Annotated in this window: 14 protein-coding genes and 1 tRNA gene; 9 read left to right on the plus strand and 6 right to left on the minus strand. The window is 61.3% G+C overall.

The annotated features are described in order from the left end of the window. Window positions 1-25: 25 nt before the first annotated feature. The 3 genes from QEZ49_RS00370 to QEZ49_RS00380 are packed head-to-tail and all read right to left on the minus strand — an operon-like array spanning window position 26 to window position 2,935. Window positions 26-1,351, minus strand: a complete 1,326-nt coding sequence (locus tag QEZ49_RS00370; protein WP_280383122.1) for an FMN-binding glutamate synthase family protein — start codon at window positions 1,349-1,351, stop codon at window positions 26-28. Further along, window positions 1,351-2,037, minus strand: a complete 687-nt coding sequence (locus tag QEZ49_RS00375) for a GXGXG domain-containing protein (protein WP_280383124.1) — start codon at window positions 2,035-2,037, stop codon at window positions 1,351-1,353. Before QEZ49_RS00375 ends, QEZ49_RS00370 begins: the two co-directional genes overlap by 1 nt. 1 nt (window position 2,038) lies before the next feature. After that, window positions 2,039-2,935 carry a glutamine amidotransferase family protein gene (locus tag QEZ49_RS00380; protein ID WP_280383126.1) on the minus strand — a complete coding sequence of 299 codons (897 nt, stop codon included), beginning with the start codon at window positions 2,933-2,935 and terminating at the stop codon, window positions 2,039-2,041. A gap of 246 nt (window positions 2,936-3,181) precedes the next feature. On the opposite strand from QEZ49_RS00380, the gene QEZ49_RS00385 reads away from it, so the two are divergent. Genes QEZ49_RS00385 through QEZ49_RS00405 form a run of 5 tightly spaced genes read left to right on the plus strand, consistent with a single transcriptional unit; the run spans window position 3,182 to window position 9,120 of the window. Continuing rightward, window positions 3,182-4,435: an FAD-dependent oxidoreductase gene (locus QEZ49_RS00385; RefSeq protein WP_280383128.1), complete on the plus strand. Its 1,254-nt coding sequence runs from the start codon at window positions 3,182-3,184 to the stop codon at window positions 4,433-4,435. 14 nt (window positions 4,436-4,449) lie between these two features. Next, window positions 4,450-4,731, plus strand: a complete 282-nt coding sequence (locus QEZ49_RS00390; RefSeq protein ID WP_280383129.1) for a sarcosine oxidase subunit delta — start codon at window positions 4,450-4,452, stop codon at window positions 4,729-4,731. Next, window positions 4,728-7,658 carry a glycine cleavage T C-terminal barrel domain-containing protein gene (locus QEZ49_RS00395; RefSeq protein WP_280383131.1) on the plus strand — a complete coding sequence of 977 codons (2,931 nt, stop codon included), beginning with the start codon at window positions 4,728-4,730 and terminating at the stop codon, window positions 7,656-7,658. The genes QEZ49_RS00390 and QEZ49_RS00395 overlap by 4 nt, the downstream gene beginning before the upstream one ends. Window positions 7,659-7,660: 2 nt before the next feature. Continuing rightward, a complete protein-coding gene (locus QEZ49_RS00400; RefSeq protein WP_280383133.1) occupies window positions 7,661-8,353 on the plus strand; it encodes a hypothetical protein in 693 nt (230 codons plus the stop codon). Then, window positions 8,350-9,120 carry an XRE family transcriptional regulator gene (locus tag QEZ49_RS00405; RefSeq protein WP_280383135.1) on the plus strand — a complete coding sequence of 257 codons (771 nt, stop codon included), beginning with the start codon at window positions 8,350-8,352 and terminating at the stop codon, window positions 9,118-9,120. Before QEZ49_RS00400 ends, QEZ49_RS00405 begins: the two co-directional genes overlap by 4 nt. A gap of 140 nt (window positions 9,121-9,260) precedes the next feature. Here the strand turns inward: QEZ49_RS00405 and QEZ49_RS00410 are convergent. After that, window positions 9,261-9,335, minus strand: a tRNA-Gly gene (locus QEZ49_RS00410). Between the two features lie 216 nt (window positions 9,336-9,551). After that, window positions 9,552-9,944 carry a large conductance mechanosensitive channel protein MscL gene (gene mscL, locus QEZ49_RS00415; protein WP_280383137.1) on the minus strand — a complete coding sequence of 131 codons (393 nt, stop codon included), beginning with the start codon at window positions 9,942-9,944 and terminating at the stop codon, window positions 9,552-9,554. 195 nt (window positions 9,945-10,139) lie between these two features. Here mscL and QEZ49_RS00420 point away from each other — a divergent pair, with 195 nt between their 5' ends. From QEZ49_RS00420 to QEZ49_RS00430, 3 genes are read left to right on the plus strand one after another with little or no spacing between them, the layout of a single operon-like run. Next, window positions 10,140-10,400 carry a DUF4212 domain-containing protein gene (locus tag QEZ49_RS00420; protein ID WP_068463356.1) on the plus strand — a complete coding sequence of 87 codons (261 nt, stop codon included), beginning with the start codon at window positions 10,140-10,142 and terminating at the stop codon, window positions 10,398-10,400. A 19-nt stretch (window positions 10,401-10,419) separates the two neighbouring features. Continuing rightward, window positions 10,420-10,872, plus strand: coding sequence for a hypothetical protein (locus QEZ49_RS00425; RefSeq protein WP_280383139.1), 453 nt, complete (start codon window positions 10,420-10,422; stop codon window positions 10,870-10,872). Next, window positions 10,844-12,250, plus strand: a complete 1,407-nt coding sequence (locus QEZ49_RS00430; RefSeq protein ID WP_280383141.1) for a sodium:solute symporter — start codon at window positions 10,844-10,846, stop codon at window positions 12,248-12,250. Before QEZ49_RS00425 ends, QEZ49_RS00430 begins: the two co-directional genes overlap by 29 nt. A gap of 80 nt (window positions 12,251-12,330) precedes the next feature. On the opposite strand, the gene QEZ49_RS00435 is transcribed toward QEZ49_RS00430, so the two are convergent. Beyond that, window positions 12,331-12,756 (minus strand): secondary thiamine-phosphate synthase enzyme YjbQ, encoded by a 426-nt coding sequence (locus QEZ49_RS00435; protein ID WP_280383143.1) that lies wholly within the window; start codon window positions 12,754-12,756, stop codon window positions 12,331-12,333. A 265-nt stretch (window positions 12,757-13,021) separates the two neighbouring features. On the opposite strand from QEZ49_RS00435, the gene QEZ49_RS00440 reads away from it, so the two are divergent. Beyond that, a complete protein-coding gene (locus QEZ49_RS00440) occupies window positions 13,022-16,366 on the plus strand; it encodes a hypothetical protein (protein ID WP_280383145.1) in 3,345 nt (1,114 codons plus the stop codon). Window positions 16,367-16,425 lie beyond the last annotated feature (59 nt).

The following is a 16,425-nucleotide window of genomic DNA, read 5'->3' on the forward strand; positions in this document are numbered from 1 at the left end:
CTTTTCCAGAAATCGAAAGACATGCTCAGAATCCCTGTCCCGGTATCCAATTCGTTCCTGCCAGAGGCACGCGTGCCATGGCGGCGGCTTCAATAGTGAGCGCACACAGATCTTCAGGCTCAAGATTGTGTACGTGGTTGTGCCCGCAGGCGCGCGCGATCGTTTGCGCTTCCAGCGTCATGACCTTGAGGTAGTTTGCGAGGCGTCGCCCGGCGAGTTCGGCGTCTAGGCGCGTGGCGAGTTTCGGGTCCTGGGTTGTGATGCCCGCGGGATCGCGACCCTCGTGCCAATCGTCGTATGCACCGGCCGTTGTGCCGAGGGCCTGATATTCGCTTTCCAGCGCCGGATCGTTGTCGCCAAGAGCAACGAGCGCCGCAGAGCCGATTGCAACGGCATCGGCCCCGAGTGCGAGAGCCTTTGCTACGTCGGCACCGTTGCGGATGCCGCCGGAGACGATGAGCTGCACCTTGCGATGCATGCCGAGATCCTGCAGCGCCTGCACCGCCGGACGGATGCATGCGAGCGTCGGCTGGCCGACATGCTCGATGAACACTTCCTGCGTTGCTGCCGTGCCGCCCTGCATGCCGTCGACGACGACGACGTCGGCACCGGCCTTCACCGCCAGCGCAACATCATAATAAGGACGCGCACCGCCAACCTTGATGTAGATCGGCTTTTCCCAGTCGGTGATCTCGCGCAGCTCAAGGATCTTGATTTCGAGATCGTCCGGGCCGGTCCAGTCCGGATGCCGGCATGCCGAACGCTGATCGATGCCCTTGGGCAGCGTTCGCATTTCAGCGACGCGATCGGAAATCTTCTGTCCGAGCAGCATGCCGCCGCCGCCCGGCTTCGCGCCCTGACCGACGACAATCTCAATGGCATCCGCTTTGCGCAGATCGTCTGGGTTCATGCCGTAGCGTGACGGCAGATACTGATACACCAGCGTTTTGGAGTGGCCGCGTTCTTCCGGCGTCATGCCGCCATCGCCGGTGGTCGTGGATGTGCCGGCGATGTTTGCGCCGCGTCCGAGCGCTTCTTTTGCGTTACCGGAAAGCGCGCCGAAGCTCATGCCCGCGATGGTGATCGGGATCTTGAGATGGATCGGCTTCTTGGCGAAGCGTGTGCCCAGGACGACCTCTGTGGAGCATTTCTCGCGATAGCCTTCGAGCGGGTATCGCGACATCGATGCGCCGAGAAACAGTAGGTCGTCGAAGTGCGGAAGCTTGCGCTTCGCGCCGGCACCGCGAATGTCATAAATTCCGGTGGTGGCGGCGCGGCGGATTTCAGACAGGGTGTAGTCGTCGAACGTGGCCGACTTGCGCGGCGTGGTTGGCGGGTTGTGATAGCTCATCAGTAGGCGTCCGCGTTGTCGATGTTGAAGTTGTAAAGTTTGCGGGCAGATCCGTAGCGCCGGAATTCACTGGGCTTCACGCCGGTGATGCCGGAGCGCTGCAGCAGGTCTTCGAGCAGTTCGAGATGCTCATCGCGCATCTCTTTCTGGACGCAGTCGGCGCCCAGGCTCTGCACGTTGCCGCGCACGAACAGGCGCGCTTCATAGATGGAATCGCCGAGCGCATCGCCCGCATCGCCCAGCACGACAAGGTTGCCTGTCTGCGCCATGAACGCCGACATGTGGCCGATGCTGCCCTTGACGACGATATCGATGCCTTTCATCGATATGCCGCAGCGGGAAGCGGCATTGCCTTCCACCACCAGCATGCCGCCGCGTCCGGTTGCGCCGGCGTATTGGCTGACGTCGCCTTTAATGACGACCTTGCCGGACATCATATTTTCGGCGACGCCGGGGCCGGCAGAGCCGTGCACAGTTACGGTCGCCTGCTTGTTCATGCCGCCGCAGTAGTAGCCAACGGGTCCGCGGATATCGACGCTGACTGGCGCATCAATGCCGACCGCTACGGCGTGGCGACCGTCCGGGTTCAGCACTTCCCATTCGGTTTCGCTGGAGCCTTCGGCGAGCGCGTGCAGAGATTGGTTGAGTGCGCGCAGCGGCGTCGTAGAAAGATCTATCGCTGGCATTTCAGCGCTCCCAGAAGTAGACGGTTGCAGGCTCAGGTTCCCAGACCTTCGCGGTGTCAATGCCCGGCAAGCCGACGAGGGCCCGGTATTCGGAACCAAACGCGACATAGTCGTCGGTTTCCGCCAGTACGGCGGGCTTGCATGCGATGGGATCGCGCAGAACGCCGAAACCGTTCTTGGTGCCGACGACGAAGGTGAAAAATCCGTCGAGATCGTCGAGGCTTTTCTCAAGCGCCTGGCCGAGATCCAGTCCCTGCTTCATGCGCCAAGTCAGATAAGCAGCAGCAACTTCGCTGTCGTTCTGCGTTTCCAGCTGAATGCCATCATGGGCGAGCGAACGGCGCAGGTTATTGTGGTTCGACAGCGAGCCGTTGTGCACGAGGCATTGATCGGGGCCGGTAGAAAACGGATGCGCGCCGAGCGTGGTGACGGCTGACTCGGTTGCCATGCGCGTGTGGCCAATGGCGTGCGTACCCTTCATGCTCTTGAGTTCGAAGCGCTCCGCAACTGCCGTCGGGTAGCCCACTTCCTTGTAAATCTCGATCGCTTCCCCGACGCCCATGACGCGCACCGACGGCGCCAGCCGCCGCACGGCGGCGCGGATGGTGTCAAGTTCGTCACGCTGACAGGTCAGCACCGCATGAGTGGCGCGCTGAGTAAGATTCACAGCGCCAGCGATTTCATTTTCGAGAGCTTTGGCGAGGGCTGGGAAGTCGACCTCGGGAGAGGAAGACTGCAGCGTAATTTTTGCTTCGCCGTCCAGTGATTGTCCGTAAACGGCAAATCCGGCCGAGTCCGGTCCGCGCTCGCACATAGTGGCGAGCATCGCTGAAGTTAAAGCGCCGAGCTGAGGCTCGAGAGCTTCATTCTTCAGGAACAGTCCAACAATTCCGCACATCCGGTGCACCTGATGAGTTTGATCTTGATGCGATGGACGGTAACAGCGCGAATACATCAATTCAACTGTGATGAATAATATTTTCCTGACAGTATAGTAGGCAACTGCCCAAAATTATTGCAGCGAGAAGCCTACATCTTGGACTTGAATGGCCGGAAACATTTTTGCATTTTAGGAATGGAAAGATCGCATCCCAATGCTCGCTGCACGCGGGCAAGACATCTCAGCCAAAGGCATCCATCGTCCATGCCGTTTGCCCTTCTGAAATACGCCACGCGCTCCGCCTTCAAAGGTGATCACGCGGCAGAGCGCCACTTCCGCCTAAGTCCAGATCTGAAACCAACGTATGACGTCGTGATTATCGGTGCCGGTGGGCATGGCCTGGCGGCGGCCTACTATCTCGCGACACGACATGGCATCACCAACATCGCCGTGCTCGACAAAGGCTGGCTTGCGGGCGGCAACACTGCGCGCAACACAACCATTGTGCGCGCTAATTATCTGACGCCGGAAGGTGTCGCGTTCTACAAGGAATCGGTCGATCTGTTTCGGTCGCTTTCGAACGAACTCGACATCAACGTGATGTATACCGAGCGCGGGCATTTCACGCTTGCGCACACCGACGCCGCGATGAACACGGCGCGTTGGCGTGCGGAAGTGAACAAGCACATGGGCGTGTCGTCGGAGGTTATCGGACCGGACGATGTCAAGCGCATATGCCCTACGCTCAACGTGTCGGATGACGTGCATTATCCCATCATGGGTGCGCTGTATCATCCGCCCGGCGCCATTGCGCGGCATGATGCCATGGCCTGGGGATATGCGAAGGAAGCGGCGCGGCATGGCGTCGAGATTCACACGCAGACCGGCGTCAATCGCATTCTGATCGAGAACGGTCGCGCGGTGGGCGTGGAAACAAATCGCGGCACGATACATGCCGGTCGCGTTTTGCAGGCAGTTGCTGGCTCATCTAGCGTTGTCGCGAACATGGCGGGGCTGAAGCTGCCCATCCGCACCATTCCGCTGCAAGCCTGCGTGTCGGAGCCCGTAAAGCCGATCCTCGATCAGATCGTCGTGTCGGGGTCGTTGCACGTTTACATTTCGCAATCGGCGCGCGGCGAGATGGTGATGGGCGGCGCAACGGACGCCTACGGCCTTTATTCAACCCGCTCGACGCTCGACTTCAAGGAAAGTCTGATGGCGCACATGCTGGAGCTGTTCCCCTTCATGGGCGAACTCAAGGTGCTGCGGCAGTGGGCTGGCATGGCGGACATGACGCCGGATTTCTCGCCAGTCATGGGCGTAACGCCAATTGAAAACTTCTTCATCGATGCCGGTTGGGGCACGTGGGGCTTCAAGGCGACGCCGGTCTCGGGGCTGCGCATGGCCGAATGCGTAGCCACCGGCCGCCAACCGGATCTGCTCAAGCCATTCGCGCTCGACCGCTTCGGATCATTCGATCTCGTCGGCGAAAAGGGCGCGGCCTCGGTCGGGCATTGAGAGGAACGCTACGCATGAAAATCATGATTTGCCCGGTGAACGGGCCGCGCAACATTGCCGAGTTTGCCTGGGGCGGTGAAGTGAAGCCTGACGTCGATCCGGCAACGTGCACCGATCAGGCATGGACAGACCATCTGTTCCTCGAAGCAAACATCGCGGGCATGGTCACCGAATGGTGGCTGCACACACCGACGAACACCTGGTTCATCGCTCGTCGCAACACGCTGACCGACGAAATCATCGAAACCATGACGCTTGACGCATATTACATGCGCGAAGGGGCAATCTCCGCATGACAGGCTCTTCCAATAAAGTGAGTGTGCGGCTTGACGGTTCGGAGTGGGGGCTGTTCATCGACAAGAACGCGCCTCTCGCCTTCACCTTCGATGGCAAGCTGCACATGGGATATGCGGGCGATGTGATTGCGTCGGCGCTATATGCCGGCGGGCAGCGCCTGCTGTCGCGTTCGTTCAAGTATCATCGCCCTCGCGGTGCGCTGACCATGAGCGGGCATGACGCGAACACAATTGTTCAGGTAGCGGACGAACCGAATGTCCGTGCGGATCGATACAACCTTCGCGACGGAATTTCTGTTGCGTCGGTCAACAGGCTTGCCTCGCTCAACTTCGACATGCTTGCGGTTATGGGCGCATTCAAGCGCTTCCTGCCCGTCGGCTTTTATTACAAGACGTTCTTCCGTCCAAAAGGCATTTGGCCCTGGTTTGAAAAGCCGATCCGGCACATGGCTGGGCTTGGCTATCTGGAGCCTGCAGCGAAGCCACGATCTTATGACAAGGCATACAAGTTCACCGATGTGCTTGTTGTCGGTGGTGGTGCAGCCGGCATGGAAGCAGCGCTGGCGGCCGCCGAGAGCGGCGCGGAAACATTGCTGATTGATGAGTGGCCGGAGTTGGGCGGATCGCTGCTCTATGGCCGCGGCGAGTTTTCGCGTGGTCTCACCGATGAGGTGCGGCGCGATCTGCTGGCGCGCGTGCAGCAAGCTGAAAATCTGCAGGTGATGACGGGCACGACGGTCAGCGGGGTGTTTGCTGACAACTGGGTTTCGGCACTCGACGCCAACCGACTTTACAAGATCCGGGCCAAGCAAATCGTGCTTTCAACGGGCGCGTTTGAGCAGCCGCTCGTGTTTCCGAACAATGACCGGCCGGGCATCATGTTCGCAAGCGCGGCGCAGCGCCTGATGCGTCTTTACGGCGTTTGCCCGGCCAATCGCGCGGTCATCGCAACCAGCAATCGCTTCGGCTATGAGGCGGCGCTGGACCTGCTCGATGCCGGTGTTGCCGTGGCGGCGGTTGTAGATCTGCGCGCGAAACCCGAAGGCGGCATGGCTGAAGACGCCGTGCGTGCCCGTGGGGTACGCGTTTTGACCGGAGCCATGCCGGTTAACTCAAAAGGGCGTCGCGGCATCACAAGCGTTGCCATTGCGCGTATTGCGGATGACGGAAAAACGGCGGGTCAGGCTCAGTGGATCGATTGCGACGCGCTGCTGATGGCGGTGGGTTTCGCGCCGCAGCTTAATCTGGCGTGCCATGCCGGAGCGCGTGCGGTGTATGACGCTGAGACCAACATGCAGCGGGCCGAAGGTGTGCCTGACGGCATTACGCTTGCCGGTAGCGCTGCCGGACACTGGGACGCTACCGATGTCCGCGCTGGTGGAGCTGTCGCGGGCAAACGTGCAGCAGCCCGCGCAAAAAATGAAAGCGCCTCTGGCGATGAGCCGTTGCTGTCATCGGGGGCAAGCGCCAGCAATATCTCGCATCCCTATCCAATTTTCAGCGCGGCAACCGGCAGTAACTTCGTCGACTTCGACGAGGATCTTACTGTCAAGGATATCGTCAACACGGTTAAAGACGGTTACGACGACATCCAGCTCGTAAAACGATATTCAACCGCGGGGCTCGGGCCGAGCCAGGGCCGGCACGCCAACGTCAACACCATTCGTATTGTTGCGCGCCAGATCGGCAAGCCGGCTGCTGCAATAGGCACGACAACTTATCGGCCACCGCTGGTGCCGGAGAAATTCGGTATGTTGGCGGGGCGCGCTTTTGAACCCCGACGTCTGACTGCGATGCATCATCGGCATATTGAACTCGGCGCTCAGATGATGAGCGCGGGGCTTTGGATGCGTCCCCGCTATTACGGCGCCAAATCCGACGCCGAGCGCTCAATCGCGCGGGAGGTGGAAGCGGTTCGGCGCGGCGTCGGCATGATCGACGTGTCAACACTCGGCAGCCTTGAGGTGCGCGGACCGGATGCGGGTGCATTCATGGATCGCGTGTATACCTGGGCGTATGAAAAGCAGCCTCTCGGACGCGCACGCTATGCGCTGATGACCGACCAGACCGGCGTCATCATCGATGATGGCGTTGCCGCGCGTCTTGGTGAGCGCCACTATTACGTGACGGCGACGACGGGAGCGGTCGATCAGGTTTACCGCCAGATGTCGTGGTTCAACGCGCAATGGCGGATGGATGTCGATGTGGCCAATGTCACGGCGGCCTACGCGGGTATCAATCTCGCCGGACCGCAGGCGCGCGCCGTGATTGAGACGCTGGCAAGCGACATCGATTTCTCGGCGGCCGCATTTCCATACATGGCGGTGCGTACAGGGACGCTGGCGGGTATTTCCGTCCGCATCCTGCGTGTCGGTTTCGTGGGCGAGCTTGGCTACGAGATCCATTGTCCGTCGGGACAGGGCGAAGCTCTGTGGGACAATCTTATGCAGGCTGGCAAGCCGTTCGGCATTCGTCCGTTTGGCGTCGAGGCGCAGCGCATTCTGCGGCTTGAAAAAGGCCACATCATCGTCGGTCAGGATACGGACGGGCTTACGCATCCCGCTGAAGCCAACATGGAATGGGCGCTCGGTAAGAAGAAGCCGTTTTACATCGGTAAGCGCGCGGTCGACATGCAGATGGCTAAGGGCGTCGCGCGCAAGCTCGCTGGCTTCGCGCTGGTCGATAGCACGGCGCCGACACCGAAGGAGTGTCATCTCATTATCCGCGATGGCGACATTGCAGGGCGCGTTACGTCCGTCACGCGGTCGCCGACGCTCGGCAAGGTGATCGGGCTTGCATATGTGCCGCCTGAACTTGCGCAGCCGGGCAGTCGCTTTGAAATCCGTGTGGATGGCGGGCAAATGGTTATGGCGGAGACCGTTGCCACCCTGTTCTACGATCCTGAAAACGCGCGGCAGGAGCTGTGACTATGATCGATCCATTTGCCTACTATCGCCGTTCGCCGTTGCAGCGTCGTCTCGGCAGTCAGGGCGCAAACTGGGCCGCACTGGCCGATGAGGTGGCGTACGCTGAACGGTTCGGCCGGGACGATACGCTGCCCGCAATCGCCGTCGCGGATTTATCGCCATTGCCTCGGCTTGGCTTTAAGGGCCGAGGCACGATTGCAGCCATGCAGACGCGCGGTGTTGTTTTGGACGCCACGCCAAATCGCTCCTTCCGTCAGCCGGATGGCAGCGTCTGTCTCGTTCTGGCGCCGAGTGAAGTGCTGCTGTTGTCGCCATTGGATGGATCGGGAGAACGGCTGGAGCAACTCAACGCCAGCTGGAACATTGACGACGGTGAACGTACTTACCCGCTCCCGCGCCGGGATAGTCACGCATGGCTTGCTGTTGCGGGCGACGCGGCTCCGGAGATGTTTGCGAAATTGTGCGCCATCGATCTGCGGCTGCATAAGTTTCCTGACCTGTCGATTGCGCAGACATCTGTCGCCAGAATGAACGCTATTCTGGCGCGAGTTGACCTGGGTGCGACGCCTGTTTTTCACTTGCTTGTAGACAGTGCGGCGTCCCAATACTTCTGCGATTGCATTGTTGATGCGGCTGACGAGTTCGACGGCCGCCTCGTTGGACTTGGCGCATTTCAGAAGCTGGCTGGCGGATGAAAAGACCTACGACGTTGAAAAAATCTCCCGGTAAGCCGCCTCAGGCAAAGACCGCTGCAAAGGCTGTCGGCAAGCCGCTTCCAGGTGAGGCGGGCAACGGCGAAATAGAAGCCGTTTTGCGTGATGTCCTTGCGCAGAACGTGGCTGTTGTGGGCGAGCAGGATCCGCATGCGCTTACTGGTGCGCGCGACAACCTGCTTGAAGTGGCCATTGGCCGTGAGGTGCGTACGTTCCGTAACAAGCTGGGCATCACCGCTTCGGATCTGGCGCGCGCGGCGGATCTTTCGCTCGGCATGCTGTCGAAGATCGAGAACGGCGTAACATCGGCATCACTCACAACGCTGCAGCGGCTTTCGAAGGCACTGGGTGTGCCGGTGACGTCGCTGTTCCGGCGCTTCGAGGAGCGGCGCGATGCGGTTTTTGTTTCGGCCGGGAAGGGGCTGCAGATTGAGCGCCGGGGCACGCGGGCCGGGCATCAGTATCAATTGCTCGGGCATACCGGTGGCTTCTCCGGCAGCGTCATTGTTGAGCCATATCTTATTCAGCTCACCGAGAAGTCAGATGTGTTTCCGCTGTTCCAGCATAGCGGCCACGAGCTGATTTATATGCTGGAGGGTGAGGTTGTTTATCGGCATGGCGATCGGCTTTATCCGATGAAGAAGGGCGACAGCCTGTTCTTCGACGCCGATGCGCCGCATGGTCCGGAGGAACTGACCAGGCTGCCGATCCGGTTCCTGTCGGTCATCAGCTACGCGCGCGAACAGTAAAGCTGTTGCACGCGTCGTGCGAAGGTTGCCAAGCGAGAAGTGTCCGGGACAATTCCGGGACACTGGTGTCCGCGCTGTCCATTTGTTTCGCGTCTGTTTAATTTTTGGAGCGCGTGGGGGCTTGAAAAATCACAATAAAATGGAGCGGGCGATCGGGATCGAACCGACGACATTCAGCTTGGGAAGCTGACGTTCTACCACTGAACTACGCCCGCAACACCGTAACGCCCGCGCCAAAAAGGATTTAGCGGGCCGTCACCAGCGTGGGCTCGTTTGTAGCCTATTCGGTTGTTCCGGCAAATGGTCTTGATCTGCCAAACGGCCGCACGAACAGGCCATCCCACATCAGCGCCACAGGCGAGCTATGGACCGGAAAGCCGCTGACCCAAGGCGTTGGGCCCAGGTCAGCGGCGAATGGATCGAGCGCAGAATCAGGACGTCTGCTTCACGAGCGCGTCGCGGATTTCCTTGAGGTACACCTCGGAGGGCGGCGGTGGCGGCGGTGCGGCATCAGCCTCAGCGGCCGGTTTGCGCATCATATTGATGCCCTTGATCAGGAAGAACAGCGCCACTGCGGTGATCATGAACTGCACGATGGCGTTGAGGAACAGGCCGTATTTGATTTCGACGCTTTCGATCGGTGTGACCGCGAGCGAAGAAAAGTCAACGCCGGCCGTGACATAACCGATGATGGGCATCATGACGTTCTCGACCAGTGTCGAGACAACTGGAGAAAAGGCGGCGCCGATGATGACGCCGATGGCGAGATCGAGAGCATTGCCCTTGACTGCGAAAGTCTTGAATTCTTCCCACATCTGCTTCATTTGCTTCTCCCTCACTGGATGCGGACACTAACTTTTGGCCCCGGTGGAACCTTATGCGAAGAACGGCATATGCGGTGCTTCGGGGCAAGCACAGTCGGTCGCGTATCCCGCCTTATCTGCGTCGCAGTATTGACGTGACCTAAGGCACTGTGCTGGACCGGTTGCAGCACGCAAGGATGGGGGATCTGGCAGGCCATGATGGAACGCAAAGAGCGTAAGCCGTACTGGCGGCACACGAAATGGCAGATGATCGCCAGCGTGGTTCCGTTCCTTGTTCTTATTATTGTGCTGCCGCTTTACGCCGACAGCCTCAACTCCAGCCGGTTTCTCGGCTTTCCGCTTGGCTATTTCCTCAGCTTGCACGGGGTCTTCGTGCTTGCGGTGTTCACCGTTGCCAGCTTCGTCAATCGCCAGGATGCGATCGACCATTGGCACGGCGCGCACGAGGACGGTTGAGCTGGCGGGATAACAGCCCATGCCCACAACATCGCGCGCCCGCGTCGTCAATCCGCGGCTTGGCACCTATTTCGGCATCTTCGTCAGCCTGCTGGTCGGGCTGACGCTGCTGCTGCTCATCTTTGAAGAGCTGGGCACATCGGATGCGCTGCTGCGCTGGGGCATGCTGCTTGGTCCGCTCGTCCTCTATATGGCGATTGCACTGTGTGCGCCCACGCAGGACTCGCTGGAATTTTTCGCTGCCGGGCGTCGCGTTCCCGCCGGATATACCGGGCTTGCCATCGGCGTAGCGGCGTTGGGCGCCACGGGCATCGTTGCCTTGACGGGCGTGTTCTTTCTGATCGGTTTCGACGGCCTGTTTTTCTCCATCGGCGGGATCGCGGGCTTTGTGATCATGGCGGTGATGATCGCGCCATTGCTTCCGCAAGTTCGGAACCTTCACCGTGCCGAGCTATCTGGGCCGCCGCTTTGAAAGCAAGATTGTGCGACTGCTTGCTGCCGCGCTCATGGCGGTGCCAGCGCTGCTGATGATCGCTGCTGAACTGCGCATGGGTGCGATGGCCGCTGGCTGGCTTTCCGGACAGCCGCAAACCCTGATGATCATTCTGCTGGCGTTCGTGTTTGTCGTTACCGGTGCCATTGGCGGCATGCGCTCGCTGAGTTGGTCGGGCAGCGCTGCAGCCATCGCGGCGGTGCTGGCGCTGCTGGTGCCGGTGGCCATCGTGGCGGTGATGGTAAGCAACTTCCCGCTGCCGCAGTTGACCAACGGTCCGCTGCTTCGGTCGCTGAATTATCCGGAAATCGCGCAGGGCCTGCCAACGGTTGAGACCACGCCCTTTGCATTTGCGGTGCCGGGCGAAGGCATGACGCACCTTGCGAAACGCTACGCGGTACCGTTCGGGGCGGTGGGTTCAGGCGCATTCGTAATGGCGATGCTGACGGTCATGGCTGGCATTGCCTCATCGCCCTGGCTGCTGCCGCGCGTGACGATGACACCCGGCGTTTATGAAACGCGCAAGTCGCTCGGCTGGGCCACCGTCTATTTCGGTTTGATCGCAATGACGGCCGCTGCTGTCGCGGTTTACATGCGCGATTATCTGATGGATCTGGTCCGGCAGGCGCCGGCTACGCTGCCGGAGTGGATGCAGGAGCTGACCCGGCTGGGGTTTGCCGATCCCGGTGCGAGCATGCCGCCGGCCTATACCGGCTTCGGTTTCATGCGTGACAGTGTGCTGCTGTCGCTTCCCGTTGTTGCCGAGCTGCCCTCGATTGCGCTGTTTGCGGTCGCTGCGGGTGTCGTTGCGGCGGCTCTGGTTGGTATCGGAGCCGCTGCGAGCGCGCTGGGCAACGTGGTGGCCGAGGACGCGGTGAACGGTCTTTCGTGGGAGCCGCTACCGCGCGCTGCACGGGTTCATCTTGGGCGCCTGACAATTGCCGGTGTCGCCGGTCTGGGCGTGGTGGTGGCGCTGGCTGCGCCTACCGATCCGCTGCGTCTGTTGTTGTGGTCATTGGCGTTGAGCGCGTCGACGTTCTTTCCGGTGCTGGTGCTGTCCATCTGGTGGAAGCGCGCCAACGCCTTCGGCGCCATGGCCGGTATGGCTTGCGGCTTCGGCGTTGCGTTCCTCATGATTGTTGCCAGCACTTCCGGCGTTATCGGATTGGATGGCGCGCTTGCGGCAATGCTTGGTCTGCCTGCCGGAGCGCTGGCGGTGGTGGCTGCAAGTCTGGCGACGCCCGCTCCGAGCCGCAGTGAACTGGAACTGGTGCGGGAGATTCGGATTCCCGGCGGCGAAGGCATCTATGACCGTGAGATGCGTCTACTGCGCCTGAAAAACCGCGAACGGGCCTAGTCTGCTGCCTTTGGCAGCGTGCGCTGTCCCTTGCGTGCGCGCTGCATCTCACGGGCGCAGCGGCTGGTGGCGGCGCCAGTTCAATCGGCGAACGTACCGAGATAGTGCATCAGCACCTCGCGCCGATGCGGGCGATCGCGGTGCTCTACAACATATATGCCCTGCCAGGTGCCTAGAGCCATTTGCCCTGACTGCACGGGGATCGAGAGGGACGTCTGCAGCACGGCGGCTTTGATGTGCGCCGGCATATCGTCCGGGCCTTCGACGCTGTGTACATAGGCATGGTGGCGGGGCGCAAGCCGCTCAAAGGCCGCCAGCAAATCGACATGGACATCGGGGTCGGCGTTCTCCTGGATCAGCAGAGATGCCGACGTGTGCCGGATGAAAAGCGTCAGCAGACCGTCGCGCGCCGCGATCTGATCAAGCCATTGCCGCACGGCGCCGGTTTGCTCCAGCAGCGCCGGTCCATGGGTGGCGACGCGCAGAGTTTCGAAGGTCTGAGACATCGGCTGATGCAACCTGTGGCCACCCATTGAGCGCTCCCTGTTAATCTTTTGATAGCGGTTCACTTTTGAACTTTGGTCTTAAAGACTGTTTTTTCGCGCAAATTTTGCCCCTCAGTACGATTTTTGTCCGGCGCTTAACCTCGCGTTTACCGCGACTCGCAAAGCCTGAGGACGATCGGAATTTTGTATCCGCGTCCCGATTCGGCCAACGCAGCCCGCCGTACCGCCTCGGTAGGGCACTAGCCACAAGCGCCAAGGGATTGAGATGTCGAACCAAGCCTACAATGGAATTTATGGCGTGCGCGCGGACGCTGCTGCCATTGCTGCTCACGAGACTTCTCAGGCGGCCATGCTCGATCAGATGCGCGACCGGCTCGCTGCGCTGACCGAAGAAGCACGCTCCATCCGGGCTCAGATGCCGAATGAATTCGGCCCCGATGTCGAGCGCATTCAGCAGCAGATGCACCGCTTGGGCGAGCGTTTGTCCGATCTGGGACGTGGCGCGCTGGTGCCTTACAATCTTGCCGATCCTGAGAAGCGCACGGCCTCGGCCCGCTTCAAGGCGATCCGCTATGTCACCGAAGACGACGTCCGGGTTGCCCGCGTGACGCCTGACGAGGTCATCGCGCTGGGTGATCGCTATGGCATGGCGCACAGGGTTCCGGCGCAGCCGATGCCGCGCCACCGCGCCAGCCCGGCCGACGCATCTGCCTACATCCGCGATTATGGTCAGCACCTCGATGAAGCTGCGGCCAGCGCGCTGATGCGGCTCTACGAATCCGGTGAGGCCTTCAACCACGAAGCCCGCCACGAAATGGCGGCGCCTGTCCGCGCACGTGCGCAGTCATCGTCGGGCTCCAGGCCGCCGCAGGCTATGCCGCAACCGCATGGCGGCGCGATGGGCATGCAGGTCAGCGACAGCGCCAGGCCGGCGCCGCGCGGCTGCGCCATCGATTCCGGACTGCTGGATCAGCGCTTTGCGGAAATTGCAGTCCGCATCGAAGAAACGCTGGCACAGATCCACCCTGATAAGGCGCTGGCATCGCTTGGCCGTCGCTTCGATGATCTGGAAGCGCAGATCACCGGCATGGCTGGCCAGATGGCTACACGTGCCGACATCGAAGAAATTCGCGCACTCGAAGGCCAGATCGAAGAGATCGCAGGTCATCTCGACCAGTTCCGCCGCCAGCTGGCGCGCCTCGACATGATCGACGCGCACCTCGGAACCCTGACGTCGCAGCTTTCCGATGAACGCCTGACGCGCCTGATCAACGAGGGCGTGCAGGTAACCGACGTTGGCCGCCTCGACGCAATCGATGCCCAGCTTCGCATCATCGCCGTGCAGCTTTCCGACGAACGCCTTTGCGGGCTTGTGAGCCGCAACGCCAATCGCGAACTCGACTACGACGATCTGGCCGACGCGACGGCGCGTCGCGTCATGACGAACTTCACCGAGATGACCAGCGGCAGCGACGCCGGTAATGCGCGCGACATCGGCGAGATGCGCGGCATGATCGAGGGCCTGATCGCCGAGCGTCGCAACAGCGACGAAAACAACGCCAGCATGCTGGATACGATGCAGCAGGCGATCATCCGTGTGCTGGACCGTATCGACGAGCTTGAAGAGACGCACCGGCAGGCAGCACAACAGGCCGCCGAAGCCGCAGCCACCGTATCGTCGTCGGTTGCAGCCATCACGGCGCCTGCGAAGTCCTCGTCGGCCTATGCTGTCGACCATTATGCTGATGTCGAAGCGCAGCCTGTCCGCTCGCCGCGCGCGGCCGGTTACGGCCGTTCGTTGCAGGAGGTTGTTGCCGCTGCCGAGCCGGTCGAGGAGGATTACGATCCGCTGGCCCAGGCCGCTCCGCCAGCGCCGCAGCCGATTGCCACTCCGGTTCAGGCAATGGATGAGGACGATCTGATCCCGGCCACCGCGCGTGTGTTTGCGCAGATGCCTTCGTCATCGCGCGCGGCTGCTGTTGTCCCTGCGGCCCCGATGGCAGCGCCGGTCGTCATTGCTTCACAATCGGTTGGCGATGAGTTCCGGGCAGAAGTTGCCGAGGAACAGGACGATACGGACTTCCTGCCGCTTGAGGATGTGGTTGAAGCCAACGTCCGCGCCTACCGCGAAGACGCTGCCGCTGAGAAGGCGCCGCGCGTTCCGGTTTACACCACGTCTGGCTTTGATCTCGACGCTGCCTTCTCGCGCACGGCTGATGCCGAGGCCGAGAACCTCGGCGAGGCGAAGCGGTCGATGGAAGTGCTGCGCCACGACTTCATCGCCGATGCGCACCGCGCGAAGCTGAAGGCCGCTGCCCGTCCTGAAGGTGCGGACGCTGACCTGCGTGCCGGCAAGCTTTCCGTCGCTGGCGATGAGGGGCCGTCGAAGCCACGCGCACGCCGTTCGATCTTCAGCTTCCGTTCGCAGCGGGCTGCGATGGGCCTGCTGATCCTGCTGGCAGCAATTCCGGCGGCAATCTTCTTCATGCCGCGCACAACGACCTCCACGGCCGTAGAACATCCGACGGCGACGATTGCGCCGGCGCCTGCCGATTTTGACGATGGCAGCACCGCAACCATCCCCGCTGAGATAGAGCCCGCGCCGCTCGGTGGCGTAGCGCCTGCCCCCGCGCAGCGCGAAAATCAGATTGTGCCGCCAATCGAGCAGGGTGCGAACGAGTTTGAAAGCGTGCCGATGTCGAAGGACGGCCCGTTTGAGACGGCGGCGATTCCGAACGGCATCACCATGCAGGAGGGCGGGGTTTCGCCCGAGCAGCTTGCGCAGATGAGCGAGCAGGCGCGGATGGCTTACCTCTCCGGTCAACTCGGCATTGCCGCTGCACAGACCACACCCGCAGCGCTGATGGAACAGAACATCCTTGAGCAGCATGGTGGCGCTGCACCCTCGGCCATGACCGAGGAAGAAGAAATTGTTGCCGCGCCGGGGGCTTCCAAGCTTCCGCCGGCGACTGTTGGACCGTTCTCGATGCGCCTGGCTGCGGCTCAGGGCGATGCCTCGGCTCAGTTCGAGGTTGCTTCGCGCCTCGCCGAGGGCAAGGGCACCGATCAGGATCTGCGGGAAGCTGCGCAATGGTATCAGCGCTCCGCTGCCAATGGCTTTGCACTGGCCCAGTTCCGTCTGGCAACGCTTTATGAGCGCGGCCTGGGCGTGAAGGCTGATCGCCAGCGGGCTCAAATCTGGTATGAGCGCGCGGCGACGCAGGGCAATGTGAAGGCCATGCACAACCTGGCTGTGCTTGCCGCTTCCCGCAGCCCCAACGGCGACTATGAAACCGCAGCGCGCTGGTTCAAGGCCGCAAGCGAGCACGGCCTGGCCGACAGCCAGTACAATCTGGCGGTGCTGTACGAGAACGGCATGGGCGTGAAGCAGGATCTGGAAGAGTCCTACAAGTGGCTGATCCTGGCTGCCAAGGCCGGTGACACCGATGCTGCAGGCCGCCGCGACACCATTAAGAAAAAGCTGGACGCCAAGGCTGCCAGCGCTGTGGAGCAGGGTGCTGCTGCATGGCGGGCCAAGCCGATGCAGAACATGGTCAACGATGCACGGCTCGCCGGGCAGGCCTGGCAGGGCGGCGCCAAGCGCGGCTGATTTTTTCTAGCGCTCAGAGGCTCCGCTTCCCGCCGATGCATGCCCCACATCGGAAGGCA

The sequence above is a fragment of the Hyphomicrobium sp. D-2 genome (assembly GCF_029872155.1).
GTDB lineage: Bacteria > Pseudomonadota > Alphaproteobacteria > Rhizobiales > Hyphomicrobiaceae > Hyphomicrobium_A.

Coding starts and splice junctions, on each gene's coding strand:
- QEZ49_RS00370 (WP_280383122.1), bottom strand. CDS start 1,351: ATGAGCTATCACAACCCGCCAACCACGCCGCGCAAGTCGGCCACGTTC.
- QEZ49_RS00375 (WP_280383124.1), bottom strand. CDS start 2,037: ATGCCAGCGATAGATCTTTCTACGACGCCGCTGCGCGCACTCAACCAA.
- QEZ49_RS00380 (WP_280383126.1), bottom strand. CDS start 2,935: ATGTGCGGAATTGTTGGACTGTTCCTGAAGAATGAAGCTCTCGAGCCT.
- QEZ49_RS00385 (WP_280383128.1), top strand. CDS start 3,182: ATGCCGTTTGCCCTTCTGAAATACGCCACGCGCTCCGCCTTCAAAGGT.
- QEZ49_RS00390 (WP_280383129.1), top strand. CDS start 4,450: ATGAAAATCATGATTTGCCCGGTGAACGGGCCGCGCAACATTGCCGAG.
- QEZ49_RS00395 (WP_280383131.1), top strand. CDS start 4,728: ATGACAGGCTCTTCCAATAAAGTGAGTGTGCGGCTTGACGGTTCGGAG.
- QEZ49_RS00400 (WP_280383133.1), top strand. CDS start 7,661: ATGATCGATCCATTTGCCTACTATCGCCGTTCGCCGTTGCAGCGTCGT.
- QEZ49_RS00405 (WP_280383135.1), top strand. CDS start 8,350: ATGAAAAGACCTACGACGTTGAAAAAATCTCCCGGTAAGCCGCCTCAG.
- mscL (WP_280383137.1), bottom strand. CDS start 9,944: ATGAAGCAGATGTGGGAAGAATTCAAGACTTTCGCAGTCAAGGGCAAT.
- QEZ49_RS00420 (WP_068463356.1), top strand. CDS start 10,140: ATGATGGAACGCAAAGAGCGTAAGCCGTACTGGCGGCACACGAAATGG.
- QEZ49_RS00425 (WP_280383139.1), top strand. CDS start 10,420: ATGCCCACAACATCGCGCGCCCGCGTCGTCAATCCGCGGCTTGGCACC.
- QEZ49_RS00435 (WP_280383143.1), bottom strand. CDS start 12,756: ATGTCTCAGACCTTCGAAACTCTGCGCGTCGCCACCCATGGACCGGCG.
- QEZ49_RS00440 (WP_280383145.1), top strand. CDS start 13,022: ATGTCGAACCAAGCCTACAATGGAATTTATGGCGTGCGCGCGGACGCT.